A 25,362-nucleotide genomic window follows, 5' to 3' on the forward strand; every position below is an offset into this window, starting at 1 on the left:
GCTATTTTGAAATTTGCCCGGGGGACCTATGGCTACCTCTAAAAGCTTATTTCTATTGCAAGAAGATCATCTTTTTCCTCCTACTTACCTAGAAGATCACAAAGATGACCTCTTCCTAATGATGGAAGACAAAGAACGTTTGAGCTCATTCAAATTTCACAAACATCGGTTGGTTTTCTATCTAGCCGCCATGAGACATTATGCACGGGAACTCAAACATCATGACTTCAATCTTGTCTATTTTGAATTAGATGAAACTCGCCGACTCTCGTGCGAAAGCATTCTTGAAAAAGTTCTTAAAGAAGGTGACATCGAAAAGGTCGTCACCTTTGAAATAGAAGACAAGACCCAAGAAAAAAGCTTGCAAGATTTCTGCGAAAAGAATGGTTATGCACTGGAAGTAAAACCAAGCCCGCTCTTTATTACTTCGCGGCAAGGCTTTAAATCATACCTCGAGCAATATTCCCGTCCTTCGGTAAAAACTTTCTATGAAAATCAAAGACGAAAGCTTGGCATATTGATGGAACCTAACGGAGAACCCTCCGGAGGACAGTTCAGTTTCTCGGATGAAGATCGTTTGAAGTGGACCAAAAAGAACAGTACGCCAAAATTTCCTGTCTCGGTCCGTAATGAGCTCGATATGCAAGTGATTCAACTTGTAGATAAAGAATTTGGTGACAACCACGGTGATGCACACACTTTTTGGTACCCCACAACTCGTGAAGCCGCACATGACGCTCTCAAGGACTTCTGCACCTATAGGCTGGCAGAGTATGGTCCTTATGAAGATACGCTTTGTCCTGATGAAGACTTTCTATTTCACTCGGTCTTGGCTCCGCTATTGAACATTGGCCTTCTAACTCCGCAAGAAGTGATCAAAACTGCGCTCGGCCACTCTTTGGAAAACCCGGTTTCTTTGAACTCGCTAGAAAGTTTTGTAAGAAAAATTCTGGGTTATAGAGAATATGTTCGTGGCATCTATCAGAACTTTAATGAGTTTCAGGAGCAAAGTAATTTCTGGAAACATGTTCGTCTGCCAAATCAAAATTGGTATTTGGGGAAAACTCAAATTCCTCCATTAGATGATGCGATTCAAAAATCGCTACGTTTAGCTTACAACCACCATGTTGAAAGACTAAAAATTGTCTGTAACATGATGAACCTTGCAGAGATTAATCCCTATGAGGTCTATCGTTGGTTCATGGAAATGCAAATGGACTCTACAGCGTGGGCTTTGGGACCTAATGTCTACGGCATGGGCCTACACTCCGACGGTGGCATTTTTGCGAATAACCTCCATATCTGCGGATCCAATTATTGGCTAAAAATTAGTACCTACAAAAAAGGAGATTGGTGCCACGAGGTGGACGGCCTTTACTGGCGCTTCATCGACAAGCACCAAGATTTCTTTGCTAAGAATCCCCGCCTTTCTGTGATGACCTCCAATTTGGAGCGAATGAGCTCTGAAAGAAAAGAACTCCTATGGAAAGCGGCTGACGCCTTTTTGGCACGGAACACCTCCTACCCTTGATATATTTAATCCTAGCTCCGACTTTTCAAAAAAAGAGCCCTTTTTTGTCAGGGCTTTTTTCTTCTTTTCAGCCGCATAAAATCCACCCCCAGCCTTCGAAAAAGCTTTGGTATTATCTCCTAAGTTTTAACGGGGGAACCCATGAGTCGGTCAGAAAAGGTACGAAACACGATTTTGATAACACTGCTTTTCAGCCTTGTTGGATGCAGTCAGGGCGCTTTCAAAACCGAGTTCGGAAGTGCGGAAGAAGATTTTCCGGGTTTCGCATTTCAAAGTCCTGATCGCGAGCAAAAAATTAGCCTGGAAAGACAAGATATCGTTTCCGTAGGAACGATTAAGCCGACGGTTTACTACTTCCCAATTATCAATGAAGATCAAACTAGTTGTTCTTCTAAAGTTTCTCTCATTGGCAAAAGCGGTGAAAATCTCGCTAGCATTTGCCAAAGCACACTGGCTGCATGTTCTCTTCAAGGTTCTTGCGCCATCGTGCAAAGAAATAAAACTCGCTCATTTAATATTGCTGGACGTGCCCATGGACGGGACCGTTTTTTTGAAATGACGAACTCGCCCTGCAAATATGGTTTTGGCGTGAAAAACTCTTGTCTGGATCCATTTTATTCAATCGCTGCGGATCTTAGCATCTACAAAGCTGGGGACGTAATTTATGTTCCTTCAGCTGCCGGCCTCCGTCTTCCGAATGGTGGCAAACACAATGGATATTTCATTGTACGCGACACTGGACGATCGATCGTCGGTAAAGGTAGATTTGATTTCTTCTCTGGTTACTATAGCTGGCGTGATCCTAAAAACCCGTTTAAGAGTTTAGGACTTGGGGACAAAAGAACTAAACTTACGTTCTACAAAGTCTCTGGCGAAACCGCACAAACCGTGCTGGAAGGCCGGGATTTTCCGAAGCTTCCAAACTCAAGCAAGCTTTAAAAATAAAAAAGGCTCTGGTTTCCCAGAGCCTTTTAAGCTTTTAGCTTAGATTCCTATTAGCCTAACAACTTCAAAGCCATTTGCTGTGAATTGTTTGCTTGTCCAAGAACCGAGATTCCCGCTTGCAACAAGATGCTATTTCTTGTCATTTCAGAAGTCTCAGCAGCAACATCTGTATCACGGATACGAGAGTTTGCAGCAGACAAGTTCTCATCGTAAACCAACAAGTTGTTCGAGGTCGATGTCAGACGATTTTGCATAGCCCCGAAGTTCGCGCGAATAGCATTCACGGAAACCAAGGCGCTATCTATCACATCCAAGCTGAGCTGTGCCCCTTCTTTCGTCGCTGCACTCTCAGACACCAGACCTAGAGACTCCAAAGTGGCGTTAGCTGCCGCCGCATTGAAGGAGATACGGTCTTTGAAAGGATCGTTGTGAGTACCGACTTGGATGTCGATAATTCCACCAGTTCCGTTCAAGAGATCATATCCGTTAAAGTTCGTTGATTCAGTCACACGTTGAATCTCAGACTTAAGTTGCTGATATTCTACGTCCAAAAATTTTCTTTCAGTATCGCCGATCGTATCAGATGCTGCTTGAACACCCAATTCTCTGAGGCGGATCAACATGTTTGAAACTTCGTTCAAACTACCCTCTGCTACTTGCACCAAAGAGATACCATCATTGGCATTTCTATTAGCCTGGCGCATACCGCGGATTTGAGCTTTCAGATTTTCTGAGATTGCCAAACCTGCAGCGTCGTCAGCAGCTTGATTGATCCTCATACCAGACGACAAGCGTGCCATCGAGGTATTCATCGATCTCTGTGTCATGCCCAAGTTCTTTTGAGCATTCAACGCGGCGACGTTCGTTGTAATTCTCATACCCATATCATCCTCCCTGTAACATCTGATCCTCCGTTGATCTTTGCCATCCGTTGGCAATAAGGCACATCATGTACCTGTTAGTTATTTTTTAGGTTTTGAATAGAACCCAGTCTCTTATCGGAATAACTTCAAACAAGTTCGAGGCCAGTTCTTTTCAAATCAGTTTTAAAACAAAATAAAATACAAAAACGAAATCTCTGATGAAGATTTCTTCTGACATCAAAGCACATTCTATGCTTCGAAGAGATGATAGATCGTTGCCACAAGATGCGTCCTGCATCTTTTAAGAAGATGTAAAGCAAGATCCTATTTTTCCAGGTCTGAGTTCCCTTCTGGCTTCTTCATCATGAAGAAGATTTTCGAGGTCTCTTTTCTGGTTCAACTCGTCTGAATACTTCATTCAGATTTGTTGCATAAACCCACTATCAGTATTCCTGACAGTTTATAAAACAATCGCTAATACTCGCGGTCTACCGAGGTAGTTCCGTTTGTTTTCCGCTTTAAATATGGGGCTGCTTGCGCAGCCCCACGCGCAGGAAACAGATCAATATGTCAGCTCGTTACGTGTAACAAGCCTGGCTTTCTTGAGGGTGATCTTGATCTATCAAGATCGGGAACCTGGGTCATTCAGTGATTAGCTGAATGACTTGTTCAAGAGTCCAAGTGCTACGTTAGCTTGCTGATTCGCTTGTGCTAGGACGGATGTACCGGCTTGCAACAAGATATTATTTCTAGTCATTTCAGATGTCTCTTCAGCAACGTCTACGTCTTTAATACGTGAGTTAGCTGCAGACATGTTCTCGACACTGACTTGAATGTTGCTGACTGTGGATGTCAGACGATTCTGAATCGCACCAAAGTCTGCACGCATTGCTGATACGGATACGATCGCATTATCAATCGCAGCCAAAGCATTTTGTGCGGAAGCCTTGTCGGCAACGCTTGTCAGGTTTACGCCTAAAGCTGCAGAGTTTGCATCGGCTTTAGAAGCGTCGAAAGAGATACGGTCAATTTCAGGATTATTTCTGGTACCTACTTGGAAATCCAAGATAGAGCCAACACCTGCAAGAAGTTGAGTTCCGTTGAACTCTGTACCTTCTGCGATACGATCAATCTCTGAAGTGAGTTGATCATATTCCACGTTTAGGAATTGACGCTCAGTCGGACCAACAGTATCTGAAGCGGCTTGTACAGCCAACTCTCTCAAACGAATTAAGATCGAAGAGATCTCATTCATCGAACCCTCGGCCACTTGCACGAGAGAGATACCATCTTGGGCATTTCGTGAGGCTTGTTTTAGACCGCGAATCTGTGCTCTGAGGTTTTCAGAGATCGCGAGTCCAGCGGCATCATCACCAGCGCGGTTGATGCGGAAACCCGAAGAGAGCCTTTCCATGCTCTTATCGAGACCTAACTTCGTACCCCACAGAACTCTCTGTGAATTTAACGAAGCTGTGTTCGTATTAATACGCAAACCCATAATTCCTCCTCCTTGAAGATTCACAAGTTTCGATCCTTGAAACTTGGGGTGCCGTCTTAGCACCTGAATGGGTAGTTACTCTTACCTTACTCATCGGAGCGCCTGAAAAATCCTAAAGTGAGATTTTCTAAAATTGAGAAAAACTAGACCGAAGACTATTCAGTTTTCATGCGGGGACGATTTTATGCGTTTTCAAGGCTAAAAAGGGGCTCTTGTAAAAAACACCGGTTTGTTGAAAGCAATGACAGGGAAAGACCTCTCCCCTCTGATAAAGGCCAAAATAAGGGGTTTTTACCCGGCCCGTCCTTTGCTCTTACTCTCGTGGAAACAATCTCCGGAGGGGATTTTTATGACAACTAAGAAGATTTCTACACCAGTTCGCATGCTGCAAATCGCGGTGGTTTTTATTCTCTCTGCACTCATTAGCAGAGCGAGTTTTGCGGCTACGAAGCCTTCCTGTGATATGAAACACATGACTCAGCAAGCAGCGATCTTCAATGCGAACATCGATCCTGAATTAAAGGTTTCTATTGATGTAAATCAATGTCGAGTCACCTTGAAAGGCCGTAAATGCGGCGTTACTCCCTTTACTGCTTATCAACTAACAACGTTAGACAGTATTCCTGACGAGAACATGTTGCAGGCGGCAAAAATCCGCAGTTTTGGCCCCAACGCCGAGGGAACCGGCTATATTCTTGCTATTCCCAAATGCGCCGGGTAAGGTAAGTCCCCATGGAAATCAGAGATCCCGTCCACGGCTCCATTTATTATTCAGATGCTGAAGTCGCTGTCCTAGACACCGCCGAATACCAACGTCTCAGAGCCATTAAACAACTGGGCTTTGCAGAATTCAGCTTTCCTGGAGCTACTCATAATCGTTATTTGCATTCAGTGGGCGTAGGACACTTAGCGGGTCTTGCTTTTGATGCCATCTTTAAAGCTTTCCCTTTTGCTAAACCTTCTGCGCGCGTTCGTTTGCGCCAAGCCGTTCGTCTAGCAGCTTTGCTTCACGACGTAGGTCATGGTCCTCTCAGTCATACTTCTGAGTTGGTTATGCCCCTTGTGGAAGGTTTGAATATTAAGGTTTATGAGCAAAGTGCAAAACCGTCTGTTCATAAAAATCGTCGCGCAAATCACGAAGACTATACTATTAAGTACGTAACGGATTCTATGATCGGAGAAACGATTCAGAATCGTTTCCCAGACCTTAGTCCCATTCACGTTGCGTGTTTGATTGATAAGACGCTCATTTGCCCAGACGACTTCTTCATGGACAACGGCATCGATTACCGTCCGATTCTTTCTCAGCTCGTAAGTTCTGAGTTAGACGTGGATCGCATGGATTACTTAGAACGTGATTCCTATTTCTGCGGAACTAATTACGGGAAAATTGACCAGTCTTGGATCTTGCAGAATATGACGGCTCATTTACACGACGGCAAAATGAACTTGGCGCTGAATCGCCGCGCTCTTTACGCCTTCGATGATTTTTTGATTTCTCGTCATCATATGTACCTGATGGTTTACTTCCATCATAAGAGCATCATTTACGAAGAAATGTTGAATAGATATCTGACGTCTCAAGATTGCAGTTTTATCTTGCCGGCTGATATTCATGAGTACACTAGTTACAACGACTATAAGCTACATGAGCATTTAGCTAGTGTGAATAATCCGTGGGCGCAACGAATCGCTCAACGTCGTCCATACAAAGTTTTGGTCGAGCTTCACAACACGGCTGAGAATCCACGTGCAGAAAAAATTAAGAAAATTCTCGAGGCCGAAGGTGTTGATACGATTTGGGCAAGTTCCAAAGCGCGTCTTTCGAAGTATCACACAGCTTCGCCTGAAGATCGTGCGTTGCAAATCTACGTGGTCGACCAATATGACCGCTGGGATAAGGCAGCACCTATCGATCAATCGACAGAGATTTTCTCTCGCTACGAAGGCACTCGTATCATCGACCGCCTGTATGTAGCGCCAGAGAACTACGCTCGTGCTGAAAAAATCCTGACCGACAAAAAGGTTTAGAATATTACTGACGCCAAGCTTCGAGGGCACGGTCGCCAACCGTGTCTGCGTCCTTGTTTCCGGGATCCGCATTCAGCGCGCTTTCGACACGTTCACACAAGCGGGGTGCAATATCACGATCCGTTTGGCAGCCACTAACGACCATTCTTAAAACGAGCCGTCCAATTTCACGCACACCTTCCGCCGTCTGCGGATCTGAACGGGTCGCTAGCATGTTTGAAATGGCGCTACGAATATCGTCGCGGTTTGGAGGACTATTTTTATCCCAATTCAAACCGCCCACAGCAGAAATCGTTGTAGCTGATAAACTCATAGCACTTAAAAGGTCATAAACTGGCTTCCCCGTCCCCTGGCAATAAGCATCCACCTCTTTAGCAAACTGCCGGTTTTGATCTGGAGTTGTTTTGCTTGCGAAAGTCATTAGACCAAGAAAACTCGGAGAACCTTTTGCTGGATCGTCTAATTCCCGATTAGCCGCGACCAGCTTTTGCCCCTTACCGAAACCTTCAGCTGCAAAACCTGCAGAACACTTCACAATATTGGCCGAACGCTTATTGATGTGGCGAATAGGTTCGATGCAGCTATAGGCTTCGCTCGGACTTGCCTTATCAACACACAGCTGAGCAGCCCCAATCAGATCGTCTTCTGAAGGCGAGCATGCCGCGAGCGCCAAGGTTAATACCAAAAGTTCCTTTTTCATAAAACCTATTTTAAATCTTTTAGGCTTTCAGATCAGGCTGCCTTTTGACAGCGTCGTATATGAAGCTTATGTCTTGATGTTTTCACTCTGCGTTCTAGAAAAAATGATCTCATCTCTCGATGAGAAAATTATTACTGAGTTTGGTTTTTCTTTACCTTGCTTGTGCGCCTTTTCGGGGCTCGCCTTATTCTGAGGTCCTTATAACAGGTGAACGTGACCTGAATACAAAGAAGCTGCCGGACCTAAATGCTATAGAAACGGACGCCGTCGTCCGGATCGGCGTCGTTACTGACAGTCACCAAAACTATCGAGATTTCCGTACTGTGGTTGAACAGCTGAATGGCATGAGCGGCATTGATTTTGTCGTCCATCTCGGAGATTTCACCAACAGCGCCTATAACTTTGAGTACGATCAGTTTATAGAGTTATGGAACCGACTGCTTTTGCCAAAGTTTTGTGTCCAAGGAAATCACGATGCTATTGGCGCGGGCTCCACGCTTTATGAAAAGGCTTTCGGCGATGCAAATACCTATTTTGAATCCGGCAACTACCGTTTTATCTCTTTCATGACAAACAACTGGGAAGACCCCAACGATTTTAGCCCTCAGTGGTTGCTAGATCGTGTGCAAGAGACTACGAAAGCGGTGATCATCTTTAGTCACGTGCCTTTGATGGACACAGAAAGATACTCAGGCAACGATCGCGCGATCTTAGATCAAGTTCTACAACAACCTAATGTCATCTTGAGTCTCAATGGCCATAACCATACCTATATTGCGAATAAAGTGGGAAATGTCGTTATCATTCAAGGCGCACGCGTAGAGGGCGAAAACTGGCTCACCGTTGACATTACAGCCACCACGATTTCCGTACTCAATAGTAAAGGGGAAGCCAGCTCGTGGCCGCGATAAAGCAACTCTTCTTTTTTGTTATTTGTTTCTTTATGTATGCGGAAGCTCGGGCAAACCCGTGGGGACTGATCTTGGGTAGCTCAGGCTATCTTGGCGAGTTCGTGGCTGGAAGCTACTACAAATTTAATGAGCGTCATGAAATGGATTTGTCTTTGGGAACATTCACATTGCACTACACCCGCGCGCAATTCAATGTCGGATATCTTTACACACCCTTCAAAGAAGACTTCGGCCAGGAAGGCACGCAGTGGTCTTTAATAGACTTCGGCGCAAGTCTTAGCTTTGCGCTAGATAGAGACAACTACTTTTTGAAAAGCCCGGTTCAATATCCTCAAACCAACTACTATGATCAAACAAAAGACCGTGCCGCTCTCCAAGTCGGAACGACCATGTATGCTTTCAAGGATCAATTCAGTATAAGATATTTTGTTTCGCTTTTAACGGTCGGTGGGGTCGCCTTCTTCAATAACAAAGAAGGCTACAATCAATATCTCTCTTCGGGTCTGACCCTCAAATTCTCATTACCTTTTTAAGAGAGATTCAGAGTTTGCCCATTGATAGAAATACCTAGAGGACTTACCAAAAAGATAACTGTTTGCATGATTTTATCTGGCTCTGTGATTCGTAATGCCGGATCCAACTGCTTCATTTTTTCTAAAGCTTCTTTGATGGATTTTGTGCCTGGCTCATGAGCCAAGATGTATTCCTCGGTCAAAGCAATCGAAAGTGCATTCGCAGTGATATTAAATTCACTGACTTGCTTCGCTAAAGAGGCAGCAAAACCTTTTAAGCCCGAGCGCACGGCTTGCACAATCACGTCTTCTTTTGCTTTCACTGACGGTGAATCATTTAGCAAATAAAGAATACGACCGCGTTTACGGTTTTTAAAGAATGCCAGAACACCTTGAGTTAGATACAAAGAGCTTTTCAGATGTTTATCAAACATCAAGTCCAAGCCGTCGATGGGATCGTCGATTTTCATAGGTGTTGGTTGATTGATCATCAAAGCATCGATGTAAATATCCAAGCCCCCAAAAGTTTGTGAAGCTCGGCCAATTAAATCTTTGATTTGGTCTCTTGAAGTTAAGTCCGAAGGCAGAACCGCCGCGCGACCAAACTTGTCGTTGATCTCGCGAGAATCATTGATTTGATTAATGAAAGCCTGAGGGACGGATTTATCGGGATCTAAGATCACACAATCAGCACCCAAACGTGTGAGCCCCATTACAATGCTAGAAACTGTACTGCTTAAAGGCCCCGAAATCAGAGCCACTCTTTGATGTAAATTAAATCCCGCGTCCACTCTTAATCCATTCTTTCAATAATAATTGCAATCCCTTGGCCACCACCGATACAAGCGCTTCCCAAAGCATAACGAGCTTTGCGACGGTGCAATTCGTATACAAGGTGATTCATGATGCGTGTTCCAGACGCCCCCAACGGATGGCCGACAGCAATCGCTCCACCATTCACATTGGTTTTCGATGGATCTAGCTTCAATTCTTTTTGTACTGCCAAATACTGAGCCGCAAACGCTTCGTTCACTTCGACAAGATCCATTTGCTCAAGCTTCATTCCGGCTTTTTGCAAAGCTAAGCGTGAAGCACCTGCTGGGCCGATGCCCATAATGCTTGGATCACAGCCAACCGATGCATAAGAAATGATGCGCGCTTTTGGTTTCATCTTAAGCTCTTTGGCTTTAGATTCGCTCATCAACAACGAACAAGCTGCACCATCCACGATTCCAGAAGATCCGCCAGCAGTTACCAATCCGTCTTTTTTAAAAACCGGCTTTAGCTGACCTAATTTTTCAAGTGTTGTTTCAGGACGAGGATGTTCATCCTTGTCTATAACAACAGAACCTTTTTTACCTTCCACAGTCACCGTGCAAAGTTCTTCTGCAAAACCCCCACGATTCAAGTGAGCATGAAAGCGTTGTTGAGATTGTAAAGAATATGCATCTGCTTCTTCGCGGCTAATGCCGTATTTCACAGCTAAGTTTTCAGCAGTGATTGCCATTGGTGTTTTAGAGTAAGCATCCACCAATGCCGCCGTCATGTAATCTTCCAATTCGGCGTTGCCCATACGGATACCGCCAAAGCGCATTCCGCGAGCCACGTAAGGAACCTGAGACATTTGTTCTGCCCCACCCGCGAGGACCACACTGGCCTCACCGGTTTGAATCATCTGCACTGCAGAAGTCCAAGCTTGAAAGCCGCTGCCACAAAGACGATTGACCAACAAAGCACCCACGTTTACCGGGACACCCGTTTTCAAACCGATGTGACGAGGAAGATAAATGGCGTCCGCTCCGGACTGTATGACATTGCCAAAAATCACATGATCGACTTGGTCTGCAGAAAGACCTGCTTGTTCGAGGGTGGCTTTAGCGGAAACCACTCCAAGATCGGTTGCTGAGACATCTTTCAGAGATCCGCCAAAGGCTCCGAAAGGGGTTCTTTTTCCAGAGATAAAAACAATGTTTTCCATGACAATAGCGTAATGAGAAGCCCACATGGGGTCAAACAATCGAGAAAAATAGTTTCTTGTTGCGTGTCGCAAATAAAATCATTGAAAACTAGAGTAAAAAATTGATTTTTAGCAGCTAAGTGATTGAATGGACAGAATGACTATTGAAAAAGAAAAACCGGACTCTCCTATAGGCAAATCCGTTCCTCGCAAAGAGGGACCACGCAAACTCACTGGCCAATCTAAATACATTGACGACCTAGACTTCGATGGACTCTATGGCACTACAGTTCGCTCGACCATCGCCCGCGGTAAAATCAAAAATATTACCTTCGGAAAAGACATTCCATGGGATGAATTTACGATTGTCACGGCCAAAGACATTCCCGGCAAAAACTATGTTGCCTTGATTTTGCAGGACCAGCCGTTCTTGGCAGATGGGGTCGTAAATCATCCGGAAGAACCTATTCTTTTGCTAGCACACCCTAATAAGTATTTATTGGAAAGAGCTCGCCAAGCGATCACCATCGAGTATGACAACATGGCTCCGGTTTTCACTTTGGAAGAGTCTCTGAAAGCCGACAATGTGATTTGGGGTAAAGACAATATTTTTAAGTCTTACCTATTGGAAAAAGGCGATATCAACAGTGTGTGGGCAAAAGCTGATTTAGTCATTGAAGGCGAATACCACACTGGAGCTCAAGAGCAGCTCTATATTGAAAACAATGGTATGATTGCTATTGCAAATCCCAAAGAAGGCGTGACCATTTGGGGATCCATGCAATGTCCTTATTACGTTCACAAAGCTCTTTTGCCTTTGTTTGGACTTCCCGAAGAGAAAGTTCGCATCATTCAAGCAGAAACAGGCGGCGGTTTTGGCGGCAAAGAAGAATATCCTTCTATCATTGCTGGTCACGCAGCTCTTCTAGCTTGGAAATCGGGCAAAGCAGTAAAAATCATTTACGATCGCGCCGAAGACATGGTCGCGACCACGAAACGTCACCCATCTCGGACTCGCCATAAAACGGCGGTGACTCGTGACGGACGTATTTTGGGTCTGGATATTCAATTCGTGATTGATGGCGGTGCTTACGCAACTCTGTCTTCCGTGGTTCTTTCTCGCGGAACGATTCATGCGGCAGGTCCTTACAACATCGAACACGTACGTATTGATGCAAAGGCTGTTGCAACGAACTCTCCTCCTCACGGAGCTTTCCGTGGGTTTGGTGCTCCTCAAAGTATTTTTGCCTTAGAAAGACACTTAGATCTGATTGCGAAGAAACTGGGTATGACTCCAGAAGAAATTCGTCGCCGCAACTTTATAAAAGACGGCGAAAAAACTGCAACTGGACAGACCATCAATGAAGGCGTGAGCATGCAACATTTGCTGGATCGCGCACTCAAGCACACGAACTATCACGCCAAACGTGATCAGTTCGCGAAAGACAATACTCACCGCAAGGTTAAAAAAGGTATTGGCTTTGCTAGCTTCATGCATGGCTCTGGCTTCACTGGTTCTGGCGAAAAGTATCTTGCATCCAAGGTGGGTATTCAAATTTCTAAAGAAGGTCGTTTGCAGGTTCTTGCAGCCAGCACCGAAATTGGCCAAGGAACCAACACGGTCTTTTCACAGATCGCGGCAGATGCTTTGAATGTCAGCCCCGATTTCGTCGAAATCTTCCAGCCAGATACTAAACACGTTCCAAACTCGGGACCTACGGTTGCTTCCAGAACTACAATGGTGGTTGGAAAACTTGTCCAATCAGCAGCAATTGGTATGCGCCAGACATTGCAAAAAGATGGTTACCTGCCAGCAACCTATACCGAGATGGATTTGCAAAGTGCTTGCAAGAAATACGTAGCTGATCACGGTGAATTGAAAATCATCGTGGAATACCAACAGCCACCAGGCATCAACTGGAATGATGAAACTTATCAAGGCGACGCCTACGGTTCTTACGCTTGGGCGATTTACGTTGCTGAAGTCAGTGTTGATCTAACGACTTGGGAAACCAAAGTGGATCACTTCATGGCTTTGCAAGAAGTTGGTCGCGTGATTCATCCTCTGTTAGCTGCGGGCCAAATCGAAGGTGGAGTGGCGCAAGGAATTGGCTATGCCATCTATGAAAAAGTAAAATGGAAAGACGGCCGCATGATAAATGGGACTATGACCAATTATATCATGCCGACCAGCAGTGACCTGCCAACAATTGAAGTGCTGTTTGAAGAAGTTCCATATGCTTATGGACCTCGTGGCGCTAAAGGGATCGGCGAGCTTCCGATGGATGGTCCTGCCCCTGCAATTCTGAATGCGGTCTCGCAAGCTATTGGCAAAGACGTCAATGCAATCCCAATGCTTCCTGAAGATTTAATGAGAGCAAGCTTATGAAAAATTCCGTAAAAATCGATTTTAAACTTAACGGTCAAGATGTCAGTGTAGAAACTCATCCGATGAAACGTCTTTTGGACGTTCTTCGCGAAGAACTTGATTACACCGGAACCAAAGAAGGTTGCGGCGAAGGCGAATGTGGTGCTTGTTCTGTGATGATGGATCAAACTCTTGTTAACAGCTGTTTGGTGCCGATTGCTCAATGCAGTGGTGTAGATATCCTGACAGTGGAAGGCTTGGGCAACCAAGAGAACCTTCATCCTATTCAGCAAGCGTTCCTAGAATGTGGTGGTGCCCAATGTGGCATTTGTACTCCAGGAATGTTGATGGCTAGTTTCGAGCTACTACAAAAAAATCCTTGTCCAAATGAAAATCAAATTCGCGAAGGCCTCGCTGGCAATCTTTGTCGTTGCACGGGTTATATGAAGATCTTTGATTCCGTGAAAAAGGCGTCGGAGGTATTGAAATGAGAGCCTTCGTTCCCGAATATGAAATGAAAACCCCAGAGAATCTGGAAGAAGTTATATCTATCTTGAGCAAACAGCCCAATGAATGGAAACTATTTGCAGGTGGCACGGACTTGATGGTGGTTTTCGAAACCGGCAAGCTGAAACAAAAAAAATTCCTCAATATCAACTCGATTCCTGAACTCAAAAGTCTTGTTTCGAACGAAGAGGATATCCTGATTGGTGCTGGCTGCACTTATTCGCAAATTCAAAACCATCCGATCATTAAAAAAGAGTTCCCTCTGATGGTTCACTCAGCCAAAGTCACAGGCGCAGTTGCTATTCAGAATCGTGGCACTATTGGCGGCAATATCGCTAATATGAGCCCGGCAGCAGACACTCCCCCATCCTTGTTAGCTTATGACGCCGACATTATTTTGCTGTCTACCAAAGGCTATCGCGTTCTGTCTTACAAGTACTTCCATCAAGCTTACAAACAAGCAGATCTTCGCCCGAATGAGATCATCATGGCTGTTCGTCTGAAACGCGAACAGAACATTACACACGATTACTATCGCAAAGTGGGAACTCGCAGCGCACAGGCCATTTCTAAAGTTTGTATGGCGGCAACGGCTTCTGTAAACCGCGGAAAAATTGAGTGGGTGCGCATTGGTTTAGGCAGCGTAGGCCCGATTCCTCTGCGTCCAACTAAGACCGAGCATTTCCTGTTCCAAAAAGAGCTTACCTTCGACAATATCAAAGAAGCCCGCAAAATGCTTTTGACGGAAATCACTCCGATTGACGATATCCGCTCTGAAGCGATGTATCGCCGCGAAGTGGCCGGGAATCTGTTGACAGAATTCCTGGAAAGTTTAAAAAGCTGAGCATGTCATGGGATTGGATAGCTAAACTTCAAGAACTCAAACAAACGGCAATGCCTGCGGCCTTGGTGACCATCATCAAAGCCAAAGGCTCCACTCCCCGCGATATCGGCACTAAAATTCTCATCACAGACACAGAGTTCTTCGGCACCATCGGCGGTGGCCAGCTTGAAGAACTAGTTATTGAAAAAGCTCGCGAAATTTTGCGCACGCACCAATCTCCAGAGCGAGTTCCTTTTCCATTGTGTATTAAAGCGAACCAATGCTGTGGTGGTTTTGTGGAGGTCTTTGTGGAAACTATCAACACCGGTCCTCAACTTCTTATTTTTGGCGCAGGCCATGTTGCTCAAGCGATTGTGAAAACTCTTGAGGGAGCGCCCTTTCAAATTCACATGATCGATCCTCGCGCAGAGTGGTTGGAAAAAGCTCCTAGCTTTGTCACCCGACACGTGAATAGTGGTCGAGAATTTATCGACCAACATTCGCACTGGAGTACTGAAAAAACCTATGCAGTGGTTATGACCTATGATCACGACTTGGATCAGGATCTTGTTGAAAAGCTCTCGGAAAAAAGCACGAAATACTTGGGCCTTATCGGCAGCAAAACCAAATGGCAACGTTTTCAGAAGCGCCTGTTAGAAAAGGGGCTCGCAAGCACGCAGCTTGAGAAAGTCCGCTGCCCGATCGGCCTTCCTATTGGTGGCAAGTCCCCTGCTGAAGTGGCAATCAGCTTTGCGGCAGAAGTTGTGCAAATACAGAACGAGTATTTAAAAATATCCGCTGTTTCGACACAATCCAATCACATGTCTCAAGAAGACTCGTGGTTGGAGGACCTGGGATGAACTTTCTTCTGCTAGCAGCAGGACATGGGCAACGCATGGGCGTGAATAAAGCTTTGATGACGTACCAAGGGGAACCTTGGATCCTCCATCAATTGCGGCAGCTGATCGAAATCGATCTTAAAAACATCACGGTCGTCACAAATCCAAGTTCCGAGTCTCAGCTACAAACCATCCTTGATAAAGCTCCTCAACCCGTTCAGCTCCTCACAAATCCGAATCCTGACAAAGGACCTTTCTCTTCTTTGCAATTGGCTATCGCGGCCTCTCCAGACGACGCCAGTTTTGTAAGTCCTATCGATGTACCCCTGCGTACGAGCACGCTTAAAAAACTTCGCCAGGCATGGCTGCAATACAATCAATTGGATGCACTTATTCCAGGTTATAAAGACCGTCGCGGTCACCCCGTGATACTTTCTTCGGATTTTCAACGCCGGCTTTTAAACCTTCATGAAGGCGATCCTCAAGCACGTTTAGATTTTGCGCTACAAGCGTTGCCGGAAAATAAAAAAAGGACCCTCATTATCGAGGATCCTTTTATCACACTGAACCTAAATACTCCGGAAGACCTAGCAACCTTGGTTTGATCCTGGCGTCGGAGTCGGCGCAGGTGTCGAAGTCGGAGTTGGCGTCACTCGCGGTGTTGGAGCCGGAGTAGGTGTTACTCTTGGCGTTGGTGTTGGTGTCGGAGTCATCACAGGTGTAGGAGTTGGTGTTGCTGTCGGTGTTGGCGTCGGAGTCGCAGCACCCGGAACACCATAGAGCCCTACGCAACCATCGATATCATCTTGGCGAAGCATCAAAAGATAATTCACTGGATGATATGGGTTCGCAAACATAATAGATGCGCTCACATCTGAGTGAATCAAACCAATCAAATGGCCGATCTCATGATTCGCAACTCCGCGAAGAGTCGTTGCATCTCGAATGTCGCTTGGATTGAACTGAATGTCTGATTCTGCGATCGTGATCGGAGCTCTCGTACCCTTCATGTAGCTAAATGTAATACCTGTAGATCCAAGAGCCGTACCCCAACCAAATACGTTGGTGGAATCCATCTGATTCTGATCGGAAGTTTTTGTTGTAGTTCCCATGTAGTTGAACTTGATGTTACAAACGCTGGACCAATAGTCCAAACTTGTTTTGATTGTATCTAAACCTGTACTTGCAAGAGAAGATGGCGCACCATTTGGATTGTAATACCAATTGATAATATTGCCTGTGACCTTCCAGCGTGGAGCTGTCGCTGCATCGCCAGAGTTATGAAAATAAAGTTTTTCGTTTGCTAAATGATCCGCTTCTTCTTGAGGGCCGAAAACCAAGACGTGATAGTCTCCGTCTTTGACTTGTTCAACCAAAGCATCTGATTCAGGATTGATTTTGCAGCCACCACCTGTTGACGCCAAATCTGTGGAGTTAGCAACAGCACCCGCATCACGGCTAGAGCAGTTATTGAATGCAAGTAAAAGTACGGCGGTGCTTGCTGCAAAAAATGACAAATAGAAATGGCGCAAATTCACGAATAGCCCCCTATGCTAAACAAGAATATGGTCTATTTTCCTGAATTACCAGCCCCATTTGATGCCAACGGTGCTGACATCTTCTCTCGGAGAACTAGTATGATTGACGAACAGGTCTTTGTTGAAGATTTTCTCTGACAATTCAACCATCGACTCCGCTGCTTTAGCGTCGTAGTTGAAAACAGCGTTCAACCAACCTGTGTATTGAATTTTAGCCATCGCTTGAAGAGCCAATAGCTGCATAGAGAACTTGTGTTCGACTGCTGCTGGTTCATCAGATTTTACAGTTACATCCGTTGCCAAGTTCTGTTGAACGTTGTCAGCGGTGCGACCAAGAGCGCTGTTTCTAACAGCTGCTGAATTGAACCAAGTTTGCAAACTGCGGTCTGCGATGCGAACAGCGACTTTATTCATATCGTTAGTCGCCTGCAAATCTGTAGGAATGATTTTTTCGACATCTTTAGTAGTGATGTCAGTGGCGCCCTGAGATACCCCAACAGGCATTACCATTGGCTTCGTAGTGCTACGATCCAACTTAGCTAGGGCCTGTGTTGATGCTAGTAATGTGATTGTTGCTAAAGCTGCCTTAATCATACACACATCTCCTTCAAAAGCCGCGCCAGGGTCATTTTGGCCTCTATAAGCAATCTAAGGCCTTCCTAAGCTCAACTCGATTTAAATGTGACTAATTCCGGTGCACCTATGTGTTAGTTTTTACAAACCTGTCCACAATCCTACTAAGGCTCATTGTGAACCAAATAGTGTAAAAGATTGAGAAAATTTATGAATTGTTGGTGTGAAAATGAGAATTTTTGCTCTTCTCTTTCAAGACGGCGTGGTTTCAAACACTTAACTAAAGTTATTCATCCAAAACGAAGTTGATGGGATCAACAGGCGTTCCGTTGATACGTACTTCGTAGTGAAGATGCGGACCTGTCGAGCGACCGGTATTTCCGACCGCGGCGATAACATCCCACTTTGAAACTTTTTGTCCAACTTGAACGTAGATTTGCGAAGCGTGACCAAAACGAGTGGTCACACCGTAACCGTGATCGATACTAACAAGTTTTCCGTAACCTTGATCATAACCCGCGTAACTAACAACACCGTCTGCCGGTGCATACACCGGAGACCCCGGAGCGGCTGCGATATCAAGTCCCGCATGCATTGTCGCTTTGCCAGTGAACGGCGACATACGATATCCGAAACGAGACGTCAGCCATCCACGCGCTGGTTTGATATTCGGAGTGGCGTTGATCAAACTTTGTCTTTCCGACAAGCTTTCCCAAAGATCGATAACACTTTGTTCTTTTAACTGAGTCTCGCGAACGGCTTTATCAATACGCACCACCAACGATGCGTAATCTTTTGAAGGCGCTGGCTGTTCTGCCACTTCGCCTTTATTTTCATTCACCATTTGCGGTTGTTCAAAGACCTCATCTTGCTGAGCCATCGCTTCAGAAGAAGGTCTTTGTTCCATCGGTTCGTACTCTTCAACCTGTTGACCCGGGGCCGGCTTTGGTCCCATCGAAAGTTTGGTTACGCGGTCTTCCGCATCGATATTGGTGATGAGTTTCAATTTTGTTGTGAAGGTCTTCACGCGCTCAAGACTGTTTTCCAGCGAGCTCACTTTGCTTTCGACAACTTGGAATTGCTTAATCAGCTGAGCATTTTCGGTGCGAAGACGTTTGTTTTCTAAGGACTGCAACAAGAGCCCAAAATAATCCACCATACCGGCAACAAAAACCAAAATGATCACAGCACCAAGAAAGCTTGCGGCTTTGATCCAAACAGACGAAATCACAAACTTACGGGTTTGCCCTGTTTGGTTGCTGACGATAAAAAAGGTTAATTTTTTCCCAGGATTATTCATAGAAATGTAGTATCAACACCGTCACGTTATCGTCTCCGCCATTAGCCAGTGCTTGATCTACGCAAGTTTTTACCGCTTTGTCAGGCGAATTCTGATTTAAGATCTGAGAAATTTTTTGATCATTCACCAAACCAGACAGCCCATCTGAACATAGCAAGTATGTTTCGCCTGGCTGAACCTCACGCTCGATGATATCAGGTTGCACTTCACGCTCATAACCCACACTGCGTGTGATCACGTTACGCGCTACGAACTGACCGATATTTTCTTCTTTCATGACGCCTGCACGAATTTGCTCATTCAAAAGCGAATGATCTTCAGTCAGCTGCCACAGATAAGGTTTTTTAAACAGATAGCACCGAGAATCACCGACATTTGCAATATAGATCTGTTTGTTGCGAACATAGGCCATCACCATCGTGGTGCCCATACCGGCTAATTCAGGATTTTCATTCGCAGCTTTATCATAAATGCGACGACTGGCTTCTTCATATGCGTGAGTCAGAACTTCACGCGGAGCCATGTCTTTGGCCTCTGGTTTTTTAATAATATCTTCAATGGTTTGCACCGCGATCGCAGACGCGACTTCCCCGCCAGAATGTCCACCCATTCCGTCAGCAACGATGTAGATTCCGATATCCTTATTGATCAGGTAAGAGTCTTGATTTGAATCACGACGAAGACCCTTATCAGTTAAAAACCACGCATCAATTTTCATCATTTCCATTGTGACTTGCGGCTCTGAATGAGTCAAACTGGACTCACGTCGAATTCTTTCATCTTGTTTAATCCAAACCTACATTTTGTGTGTCCTAATACCGATAGCTACCTTGGCGAGGCTTGCTGATGAAACGTTCACTTTCCATAGCTCTACTACTATCTCTCGCCCTCCACTTATTACTTGGCGGAGGGGTGGCGATCTATACGCTGACTCAAACACCTCCGGTGCAGCCAAAAACAGTAACAATCGAAATCCTCGACCAAGAGCCAGTTCAAAAACCTGACGTTGCAGTTAAAAAACAAAAAGTAAAAATCGACACGACTCAAATCGTGGAGCAAGAAGAAAACGCTCTTAACAAAGAGAAGCCTGAAGACGCGCGCTTCATGAGTGCCAACGACCAAAAGGTGGCAAAGCAAACTCAAGCTCTCAATCACGGTGATTTTCAAAATAAGAAAACCAAAGACACCAAAGCTGGCAAGCCTGTTGAAAGCAAAAAGTCCGCGCCAAAATTGGATCAATTGTTAGCTGCTTACGATCCGTTGGCAGCGGGTATGAAAAAGCAAGAAGCCAAAACGAAGCAAGAAGCTGAAGCTGCGCAAAAAGGCGGAGACGTCAGCCAAACAAGTGATTACCTGAAAGACGTGGATCAAGGGATCGAGACCCTCTTAAACACCCGCGAGTTCAAGTACTACACCTATTACAATCGTATTCGTAAACAGCTCTCGCAATATTGGGAGCCTAAAGTCCGCCAAAAAGTAAACACGATGTTCCAACAGGGTCGCAAAATCGCTTCGACCCAGGATCGTATTACGAAGCTTTTGATCGTCTTGAATGAGTCAGGCACCCTCGTCAACGTACAGGTGCTCTCAGACTCGGGTATTCGTGACCTGGATGACGCCGCAATAGAGGCCTTTAGATCTGCAGCGCCGTTTCCAAACCCGCCAAAAGGCATCATCGAAACCGACGGAACAGTAAAAATCCGCTGGGACTTCGTCCTAGAGACCTAACTCTATGTCGCCTCTAGTCAATTCTTTGTTCTCAGAGGGGCTGATGTTAAGGATATTCCCTTAATTTAAGAGGAGAACCCCGTGAGCAAACCATCTGATAAAAACCAGACTCCAAAGACTATTTCTCGTGAAGTTTTAGAGTCCATCGCTCGTCGCGCCCACTACTCAGCTACGCAAATGATTTTCCAAGCCAATCATCGCACTGACAAAGAAAAAGGCGATCCAAAAATTGGCGGCCATGCTTCTGCATCTGCAAGCTCGCTTCACATCATGGGTGCTTTGCACTTGATGGTAAAATCTGGCTTCGACCATATCGCCAACAAACCACATGCCTCACCAACAGATCACTCATACAACTACCTTTTGGATCTTTTCTTAAAACAAGATCTCAGCAAGTTGTCTTTGGAAGAAGCCAATACAGCGATGATGGGCCTTCGCAAATATTCTCATGGCGAACCTGTCTTCCAATCTTATCACTCTACTTACGACTCTGATAACCACAACTTCTTCCCGTCAGGCACTGTGGGCATTCCACCAGTTGAAGCCGGTTACATGGCTTTGGCTTACCGTTATGCTCGTGAACACGGTTACGAAGTTCCAGATGCTCACTTCTGGGCGTTGACTGGAGATTCTGAGTTCCGTGAAGGCTCGATGTACGAAGCCGTTCCTGACTTTGCTGAGCGCGAGCTCGGTTCTTTGACTTGGATCTTGGACTACAACCGTCAGTCTTTGGATGGTCAACGTATCACCAATCCTGAAATCATGAACGGAACGGATGCTGACCGCGTTGAGCGCACAATGGCTGCCAACGGTTGGGAAGTGATCCAAGTTCGTCACGGTCAAAAGCGTTTGAACCTTTTCAAAAAAGCCGGCGGCGATACTTTCAAAAACTTCCTTGAAAAGGAATTGGAAGACTACGAGCTTCAAGCTCTTCTTCTAGTTCAAGACATGAAGGCCTTGAAAAAAGGCATCGCAAAAGAACATCCAAATATGAAGAAATTCTTGGACAGCGTGACTGATCAAGAATTGTACGAAGCTATCCGCGATTTCGGTGGCCACGATATCATGTTGCTTGCTGAAGCGATGGAGCAATCTAAAAAGTCCACTCGCCGTCCAACGATCATCATTGCCCACACTTTGAAAGGTTGGGGACTTCGTTGCGCAGCTCAACCGGGCAATCACTCTCAGTTGCCAACTGAAGATGAATTGGTTGAATTGAAAAGCAAACAAGGAATCACTGGCGAAGGTTTGTTCGAGCGTTTTGCTTCCAGCACTCCTGAAGCAAAATACTTGAAAGAGCGTGGCGAGAAGCTTTGGAGCGAGATCAAAGCTCAACATGCTTTGAAAGACAAAAACCAAAAGTTCTTCCTCGAAAAACTTACTCAGTGGGGCGAAATCCCAGAGACTTTGGACATCAACACTAAAATGACCAGCTACCCTCATACTCAATGGATGCTTGGTCAGTTGACTGCAAAGCTCACTCGTATTGCGAACACGCCACTTGAAGAAAACAAACTGGCTGAAAAACAAAAGCCTCTGACAGCCAACGAAAAGCCATTCAAACTTCCTGGTGAATTATTCATCACGATGGCTCCAGACGTGGGAACTTCTACAAACTTGAATCCTGCGATGGATGGTAAGATCTTCGGTGCCCCTGTTGTGACTGAGGACTTGGAAACTGAATTAGGTGTTAAAGATCATAAGCTTCCTGATTTGATTCCTGGTGAAGAGGTCTCTGACCGCTTCTTGCGTTTCGAAATCGCTGAAGGAAACGTAATGTCTTGCGTGGGTGCGTTTGGTCGCATGCGCGATACTTTGGGCATTCCGTTGATTCCTTTGATGACTGTTTATGACTTCTTTATCAAACGTGCCTTGGATCAATACTTCTACAACTTGTACTGGAAGAGCTCTTTCTTCTGCGTGGGTACTCCATCGGGTGTGACTTTGTCTCCGGAAGGTGCTCAGCATGGTTGGAAGTCTGACATCCAAATTCCAAACCAAATCACTTGGGAACCGTTCTTCTGCCAAGAGTTGGATTGGATCTTGTGTGATTCTATCAAACGTCATGTTCTTAATAACAATGCCGGTCGTTCTGGCGTTCTCTTGAGACTTGTTACTCGTGGTGCGGAACAAAAAGACATGATGACGTACTTGAAAAAACAAGCTCGTTTCAAAGCAGGTCTTGAAGGCAAGCTAACTCGCGCTGAATTCCCAGTAAATGGCGGCGTGAACGAAGAAGAATTGGCAACTATGGACGAAGCACAAATCCTTCGCCAAGTTCGTGAAGAAGTTCTTCAAGGTGCTTACTACTTGATCGACTACCGCGGTTACGCAGGCTATGAACCAGGCGACAACGTAGTGAACATCTTCGCAATGGGTTCTCTGGTTACGGAAGGTATCAAGGCTTCTGAGACTTTGCTCAGCCACGGTATCTACGCCAATGTGATCGTGGTGACTTCACCAGATCTTTTGGTTGGTATCCAAGCTCACGAAAACGACTATGCTTACTTGAAGCACGGTCTTGGTATTAACTCAGATCTATACTTGAGAAAATCCGAAGAGATTTCTGCAGGCGACTTGGTCACTGTAGCGGGTAAACGCGTTCCAGTGGTCAGCGTTCATGACGGTGAAGCTGGATTGTTGGATAACGTCGGTTCTGTGATTGGTGTCCGCCAAGAGTCTTGTGCTGTTAGAAAACACTCTAAGTGCGGTCGTCCTTCTGAAATCTTTGCCTTCCATGGTATCGATGCAGACAGCGTCGTAGAAGCTTGCGGTAAAGTTTTGGCTGAGACAGCTTTGGAACAAGTGATTGTTCGTGAATCTGCTTTGGAACAAACCCAAAACGCTGGTAAAGCTGCGAACCACTGGACAGAGCTTTGGCCTTCTAAAGCTCCAGTGAATAAGCACTAGAATACTCAAGAAGTGGCTCCGAAAGGGGCCACTGGACTAATAAGGACTTCATCATGGAATCTACAACGGTCTCTTATCCCTACGAGGGACGACTTTTTAAATCTAGAAATAAAAAGTACAGCGAGACCGTTCTATTCGTTCCATTCTTTGGAGCTGCTCAACGGGAACTCGCCCGTCACGTAAAATTCGTCAATGATCTTGGTTACGATTGCGTTACTTTTGATTTGCAGAAAACTCCGGCAATTTTGGATTTCTCTCAAGGGTTGTTAACACCTTTGAAGAAGTGGAAAGAACTGCAAGCCACGCTAAAGCTTCCGATCAGTTCACATATGCAATTTGGACTTAAGCATGTTTATGCAGATCAGGTTGAAAACATGCTGAACCTGATCCCTGGAAAAAAGATTGTTTTTGCGTTCTCTAATCCAGGAGCCGCTGCAATCGAAGCTCTTTCGCGCCGTAAGTGCCTGGATGTCGCAGGGATTATTTTTGACAGCGGACCTTCTGGCAAGTTTGTCGAATCTTTTTCAAACCTGGCAAAACACGAATGGAAGATCCATTCCTTGGCCCTTCGTTATGTACTAGCACCGCTTCTTTCATACGCTTGGAGCCCGCACCTTCACCACGATGCGGATGAACACCTTGGGAACTTTCCTAAGGGCTTTAAAATCCTTTCTATTCGTGGCTGGAAAGACCGTGTGATTCCACCAGATCATATTGATGCCATCTTTGATCCGCATCCCGAGCTGGACTGGAGAAAACTGAGTTTGCCTGAATCCGACCATTTGGTGGGATTGCGTGATTTCCGTGACGACTACGCCCCTGTTGTGGAAAACTTCCTAAAAGAGATCGCAACAGCAATTTAATCACTGGCAGTTTTACCATGGCGAATTTTATTCTTATTTTCACCTGCTTCCTTCTGGGTATTTTCTTTCGCCGCTATAAGTTTTTCCCCGCAAATACGCCCCAAGTTTTAAATCGTTTCGTTATTTACATTTCTTTGCCCGCGTTGACACTTTCGCAAATTCACCGTTTGGATTTAGCCGGAAATATTTTGATCCCCGTTTCGATGTCTTGGATTCTTTATGCCTTGGGCGTCGGCTTTTTCTATACTCTAGGCAAGTACATGCAAATCCCGAAAAAATCCTTGGGCACCTTGATGCTAACAGGATCTCTGGGAAATACTTCGTTCGTTGGATTTCCCTTACTGGAAGCACTTTTCGGAGTCGGCGCCATTTCAGTCGGTATTCTTGTCGACCAGCCTGGAACTTTTTTAGTAGCAGGTACTTTAGGTGTTGCGACCGCAGCCTACTTTTCCGGAGCCAATGTTTCTGCAAAACAAATCTTACGAAAAGTTTTCTCGTTCCCACCGTTTTTGGCTTTGCTCTTTGCTTTCGTTCTAAGACTGATTCCGTTCCATGATTCTGCGTATGGGGTGCTAGACCGTTTAGGCAGTACTTTGGTTCCACTTTCACTGCTCTCGGTGGGCATGCAGCTCCATTTCCATCCGGAAAAAATAAAAGCAAACTTCAAATATCTTTGCTGGGGTCTAGGCTTTAAGCTCTTTTTAGCCCCGCTCTTTTTTGTCGCGCTTTACGTTGGAATCTTTCACCAGCGAGGTGAAGTGGTTTTAATTACTTTAGTTGAGTCCGCGATGGCCCCTATGATCACTGCGGGTATCCTCGCGACCGAATATGACCTGGACGTCGAGCTTTCGAATTTGATGTTGGGAATTGGAATTCCTCTCTCACTCATCACGGTTCCTGTTTGGTCTTGGGTCCTGGACTCTGTGCGATTTATCTAAGGGTTCCCCCTGCTTAAGCCGATAAAA

At 45.4% G+C, this 25,362-nt stretch carries 24 protein-coding genes; 15 read left to right on the plus strand and 9 right to left on the minus strand.

What is annotated here, in order from left to right:
- Positions 1 to 28 precede the first annotated feature (28 nt).
- Both ACLWBB_RS18585 and ACLWBB_RS18590 read left to right on the plus strand, forming a co-directional pair.
- Entirely contained in the window at positions 29 to 1,531 is a 1,503-nt protein-coding gene (locus ACLWBB_RS18585; protein ID WP_413289064.1) for a cryptochrome/photolyase family protein, read from the plus strand.
- Positions 1,532 to 1,672: 141 nt separating this feature from the next.
- Positions 1,673 to 2,470, plus strand: coding sequence for a 3D domain-containing protein (locus ACLWBB_RS18590; protein ID WP_413289065.1), 798 nt, complete (start codon positions 1,673 to 1,675; stop codon positions 2,468 to 2,470).
- 56 nt (positions 2,471 to 2,526) lie between these two features.
- Here ACLWBB_RS18590 and ACLWBB_RS18595 read toward each other — a convergent pair whose 3' ends face one another.
- Positions 2,527 to 3,360 (minus strand): flagellin, encoded by an 834-nt coding sequence (locus ACLWBB_RS18595; protein WP_413289066.1) that lies wholly within the window; start codon positions 3,358 to 3,360, stop codon positions 2,527 to 2,529.
- A 631-nt stretch (positions 3,361 to 3,991) separates the two neighbouring features.
- A complete protein-coding gene (locus tag ACLWBB_RS18600; protein ID WP_413289067.1) occupies positions 3,992 to 4,837 on the minus strand; it encodes a flagellin in 846 nt (281 codons plus the stop codon).
- A 349-nt stretch (positions 4,838 to 5,186) separates the two neighbouring features.
- Between ACLWBB_RS18600 and ACLWBB_RS18605 the strand changes: the two genes are divergently transcribed.
- The gene (locus ACLWBB_RS18605; RefSeq protein WP_413289068.1) at positions 5,187 to 5,558 is read left to right on the plus strand and encodes a hypothetical protein; all 372 of its coding nucleotides are present in this window, start codon (positions 5,187 to 5,189) and stop codon (positions 5,556 to 5,558) included.
- 11 nt (positions 5,559 to 5,569) lie between these two features.
- Positions 5,570 to 6,868, plus strand: a complete 1,299-nt coding sequence (locus tag ACLWBB_RS18610) for an HD domain-containing protein (RefSeq protein WP_413289069.1) — start codon at positions 5,570 to 5,572, stop codon at positions 6,866 to 6,868.
- Positions 6,869 to 6,872: 4 nt separating this feature from the next.
- On the opposite strand, the gene ACLWBB_RS18615 is transcribed toward ACLWBB_RS18610, so the two are convergent.
- Positions 6,873 to 7,568, minus strand: coding sequence for a hypothetical protein (locus ACLWBB_RS18615; RefSeq protein ID WP_413289070.1), 696 nt, complete (start codon positions 7,566 to 7,568; stop codon positions 6,873 to 6,875).
- 119 nt (positions 7,569 to 7,687) lie between these two features.
- On the opposite strand from ACLWBB_RS18615, the gene ACLWBB_RS18620 reads away from it, so the two are divergent.
- Both ACLWBB_RS18620 and ACLWBB_RS18625 read left to right on the plus strand, forming a co-directional pair.
- Entirely contained in the window at positions 7,688 to 8,479 is a 792-nt protein-coding gene (locus ACLWBB_RS18620; RefSeq protein ID WP_413289071.1) for a metallophosphoesterase family protein, read from the plus strand.
- A complete protein-coding gene (locus ACLWBB_RS18625) occupies positions 8,467 to 9,012 on the plus strand; it encodes a hypothetical protein (protein ID WP_413289072.1) in 546 nt (181 codons plus the stop codon). The genes ACLWBB_RS18620 and ACLWBB_RS18625 overlap by 13 nt, the downstream gene beginning before the upstream one ends.
- On the opposite strand, the gene ACLWBB_RS18630 is transcribed toward ACLWBB_RS18625, so the two are convergent.
- Both ACLWBB_RS18630 and ACLWBB_RS18635 read right to left on the minus strand, forming a co-directional pair.
- Positions 9,009 to 9,782, minus strand: a complete 774-nt coding sequence (locus ACLWBB_RS18630) for an SDR family NAD(P)-dependent oxidoreductase (RefSeq protein WP_413289073.1) — start codon at positions 9,780 to 9,782, stop codon at positions 9,009 to 9,011. The genes ACLWBB_RS18625 and ACLWBB_RS18630 overlap by 4 nt on opposite strands.
- A 2-nt stretch (positions 9,783 to 9,784) precedes the next feature.
- The gene (locus ACLWBB_RS18635; RefSeq protein ID WP_413289074.1) at positions 9,785 to 10,969 is read right to left on the minus strand and encodes an acetyl-CoA C-acetyltransferase; all 1,185 of its coding nucleotides are present in this window, start codon (positions 10,967 to 10,969) and stop codon (positions 9,785 to 9,787) included.
- Positions 10,970 to 11,096: 127 nt separating this feature from the next.
- On the opposite strand from ACLWBB_RS18635, the gene ACLWBB_RS18640 reads away from it, so the two are divergent.
- The 5 genes from ACLWBB_RS18640 to ACLWBB_RS18660 are packed head-to-tail and all read left to right on the plus strand — an operon-like array spanning position 11,097 to position 16,090.
- Complete coding sequence (locus ACLWBB_RS18640; protein ID WP_413289075.1) at positions 11,097 to 13,337, plus strand: xanthine dehydrogenase family protein molybdopterin-binding subunit; 2,241 nt, start codon at positions 11,097 to 11,099, stop codon at positions 13,335 to 13,337.
- Positions 13,334 to 13,807 (plus strand): (2Fe-2S)-binding protein, encoded by a 474-nt coding sequence (locus tag ACLWBB_RS18645; RefSeq protein ID WP_413289076.1) that lies wholly within the window; start codon positions 13,334 to 13,336, stop codon positions 13,805 to 13,807. The genes ACLWBB_RS18640 and ACLWBB_RS18645 overlap by 4 nt, the downstream gene beginning before the upstream one ends.
- Positions 13,804 to 14,667 (plus strand): FAD binding domain-containing protein, encoded by an 864-nt coding sequence (locus ACLWBB_RS18650; protein ID WP_413289077.1) that lies wholly within the window; start codon positions 13,804 to 13,806, stop codon positions 14,665 to 14,667. The genes ACLWBB_RS18645 and ACLWBB_RS18650 overlap by 4 nt, the downstream gene beginning before the upstream one ends.
- A 2-nt stretch (positions 14,668 to 14,669) precedes the next feature.
- Complete coding sequence (gene xdhC / locus ACLWBB_RS18655; protein WP_413289078.1) at positions 14,670 to 15,506, plus strand: xanthine dehydrogenase accessory protein XdhC; 837 nt, start codon at positions 14,670 to 14,672, stop codon at positions 15,504 to 15,506.
- Positions 15,503 to 16,090: a nucleotidyltransferase family protein gene (locus tag ACLWBB_RS18660; protein WP_413289079.1), complete on the plus strand. Its 588-nt coding sequence runs from the start codon at positions 15,503 to 15,505 to the stop codon at positions 16,088 to 16,090. The genes xdhC and ACLWBB_RS18660 overlap by 4 nt, the downstream gene beginning before the upstream one ends.
- Here the strand turns inward: ACLWBB_RS18660 and ACLWBB_RS18665 are convergent.
- The 4 genes from ACLWBB_RS18665 to ACLWBB_RS18680 form a co-directional block, all read right to left on the minus strand.
- Complete coding sequence (locus ACLWBB_RS18665) at positions 16,073 to 17,023, minus strand: matrixin family metalloprotease (RefSeq protein ID WP_413289080.1); 951 nt, start codon at positions 17,021 to 17,023, stop codon at positions 16,073 to 16,075. The genes ACLWBB_RS18660 and ACLWBB_RS18665 overlap by 18 nt on opposite strands.
- 45 nt (positions 17,024 to 17,068) lie before the next feature.
- Positions 17,069 to 17,617, minus strand: coding sequence for a hypothetical protein (locus ACLWBB_RS18670; RefSeq protein ID WP_413289081.1), 549 nt, complete (start codon positions 17,615 to 17,617; stop codon positions 17,069 to 17,071).
- A gap of 265 nt (positions 17,618 to 17,882) precedes the next feature.
- Complete coding sequence (locus tag ACLWBB_RS18675) at positions 17,883 to 18,896, minus strand: M23 family metallopeptidase (RefSeq protein WP_413289082.1); 1,014 nt, start codon at positions 18,894 to 18,896, stop codon at positions 17,883 to 17,885.
- The gene (locus ACLWBB_RS18680) at positions 18,889 to 19,623 is read right to left on the minus strand and encodes a Stp1/IreP family PP2C-type Ser/Thr phosphatase (RefSeq protein ID WP_413289083.1); all 735 of its coding nucleotides are present in this window, start codon (positions 19,621 to 19,623) and stop codon (positions 18,889 to 18,891) included. The genes ACLWBB_RS18675 and ACLWBB_RS18680 overlap by 8 nt, the downstream gene beginning before the upstream one ends.
- A 119-nt stretch (positions 19,624 to 19,742) precedes the next feature.
- On the opposite strand from ACLWBB_RS18680, the gene ACLWBB_RS18685 reads away from it, so the two are divergent.
- From ACLWBB_RS18685 to ACLWBB_RS18700, 4 genes are all read left to right on the plus strand, one after another.
- Positions 19,743 to 20,624, plus strand: coding sequence for a cell envelope integrity protein TolA (locus ACLWBB_RS18685; RefSeq protein WP_413289084.1), 882 nt, complete (start codon positions 19,743 to 19,745; stop codon positions 20,622 to 20,624).
- Positions 20,625 to 20,705: 81 nt separating this feature from the next.
- Positions 20,706 to 23,534, plus strand: a complete 2,829-nt coding sequence (locus tag ACLWBB_RS18690; protein WP_413289085.1) for a pyruvate dehydrogenase — start codon at positions 20,706 to 20,708, stop codon at positions 23,532 to 23,534.
- 53 nt (positions 23,535 to 23,587) lie between these two features.
- Positions 23,588 to 24,397, plus strand: a complete 810-nt coding sequence (locus ACLWBB_RS18695; protein ID WP_413289086.1) for a hypothetical protein — start codon at positions 23,588 to 23,590, stop codon at positions 24,395 to 24,397.
- Positions 24,398 to 24,414: 17 nt separating this feature from the next.
- Entirely contained in the window at positions 24,415 to 25,335 is a 921-nt protein-coding gene (locus ACLWBB_RS18700) for an AEC family transporter (protein ID WP_413289087.1), read from the plus strand.
- The last annotated feature ends 27 nt before the right edge of the window (positions 25,336 to 25,362 follow it).

This window comes from Bdellovibrio sp. HCB337, assembly GCF_047302465.1.
Taxonomy (GTDB): domain Bacteria; phylum Bdellovibrionota; class Bdellovibrionia; order Bdellovibrionales; family Bdellovibrionaceae; genus JACMRP01.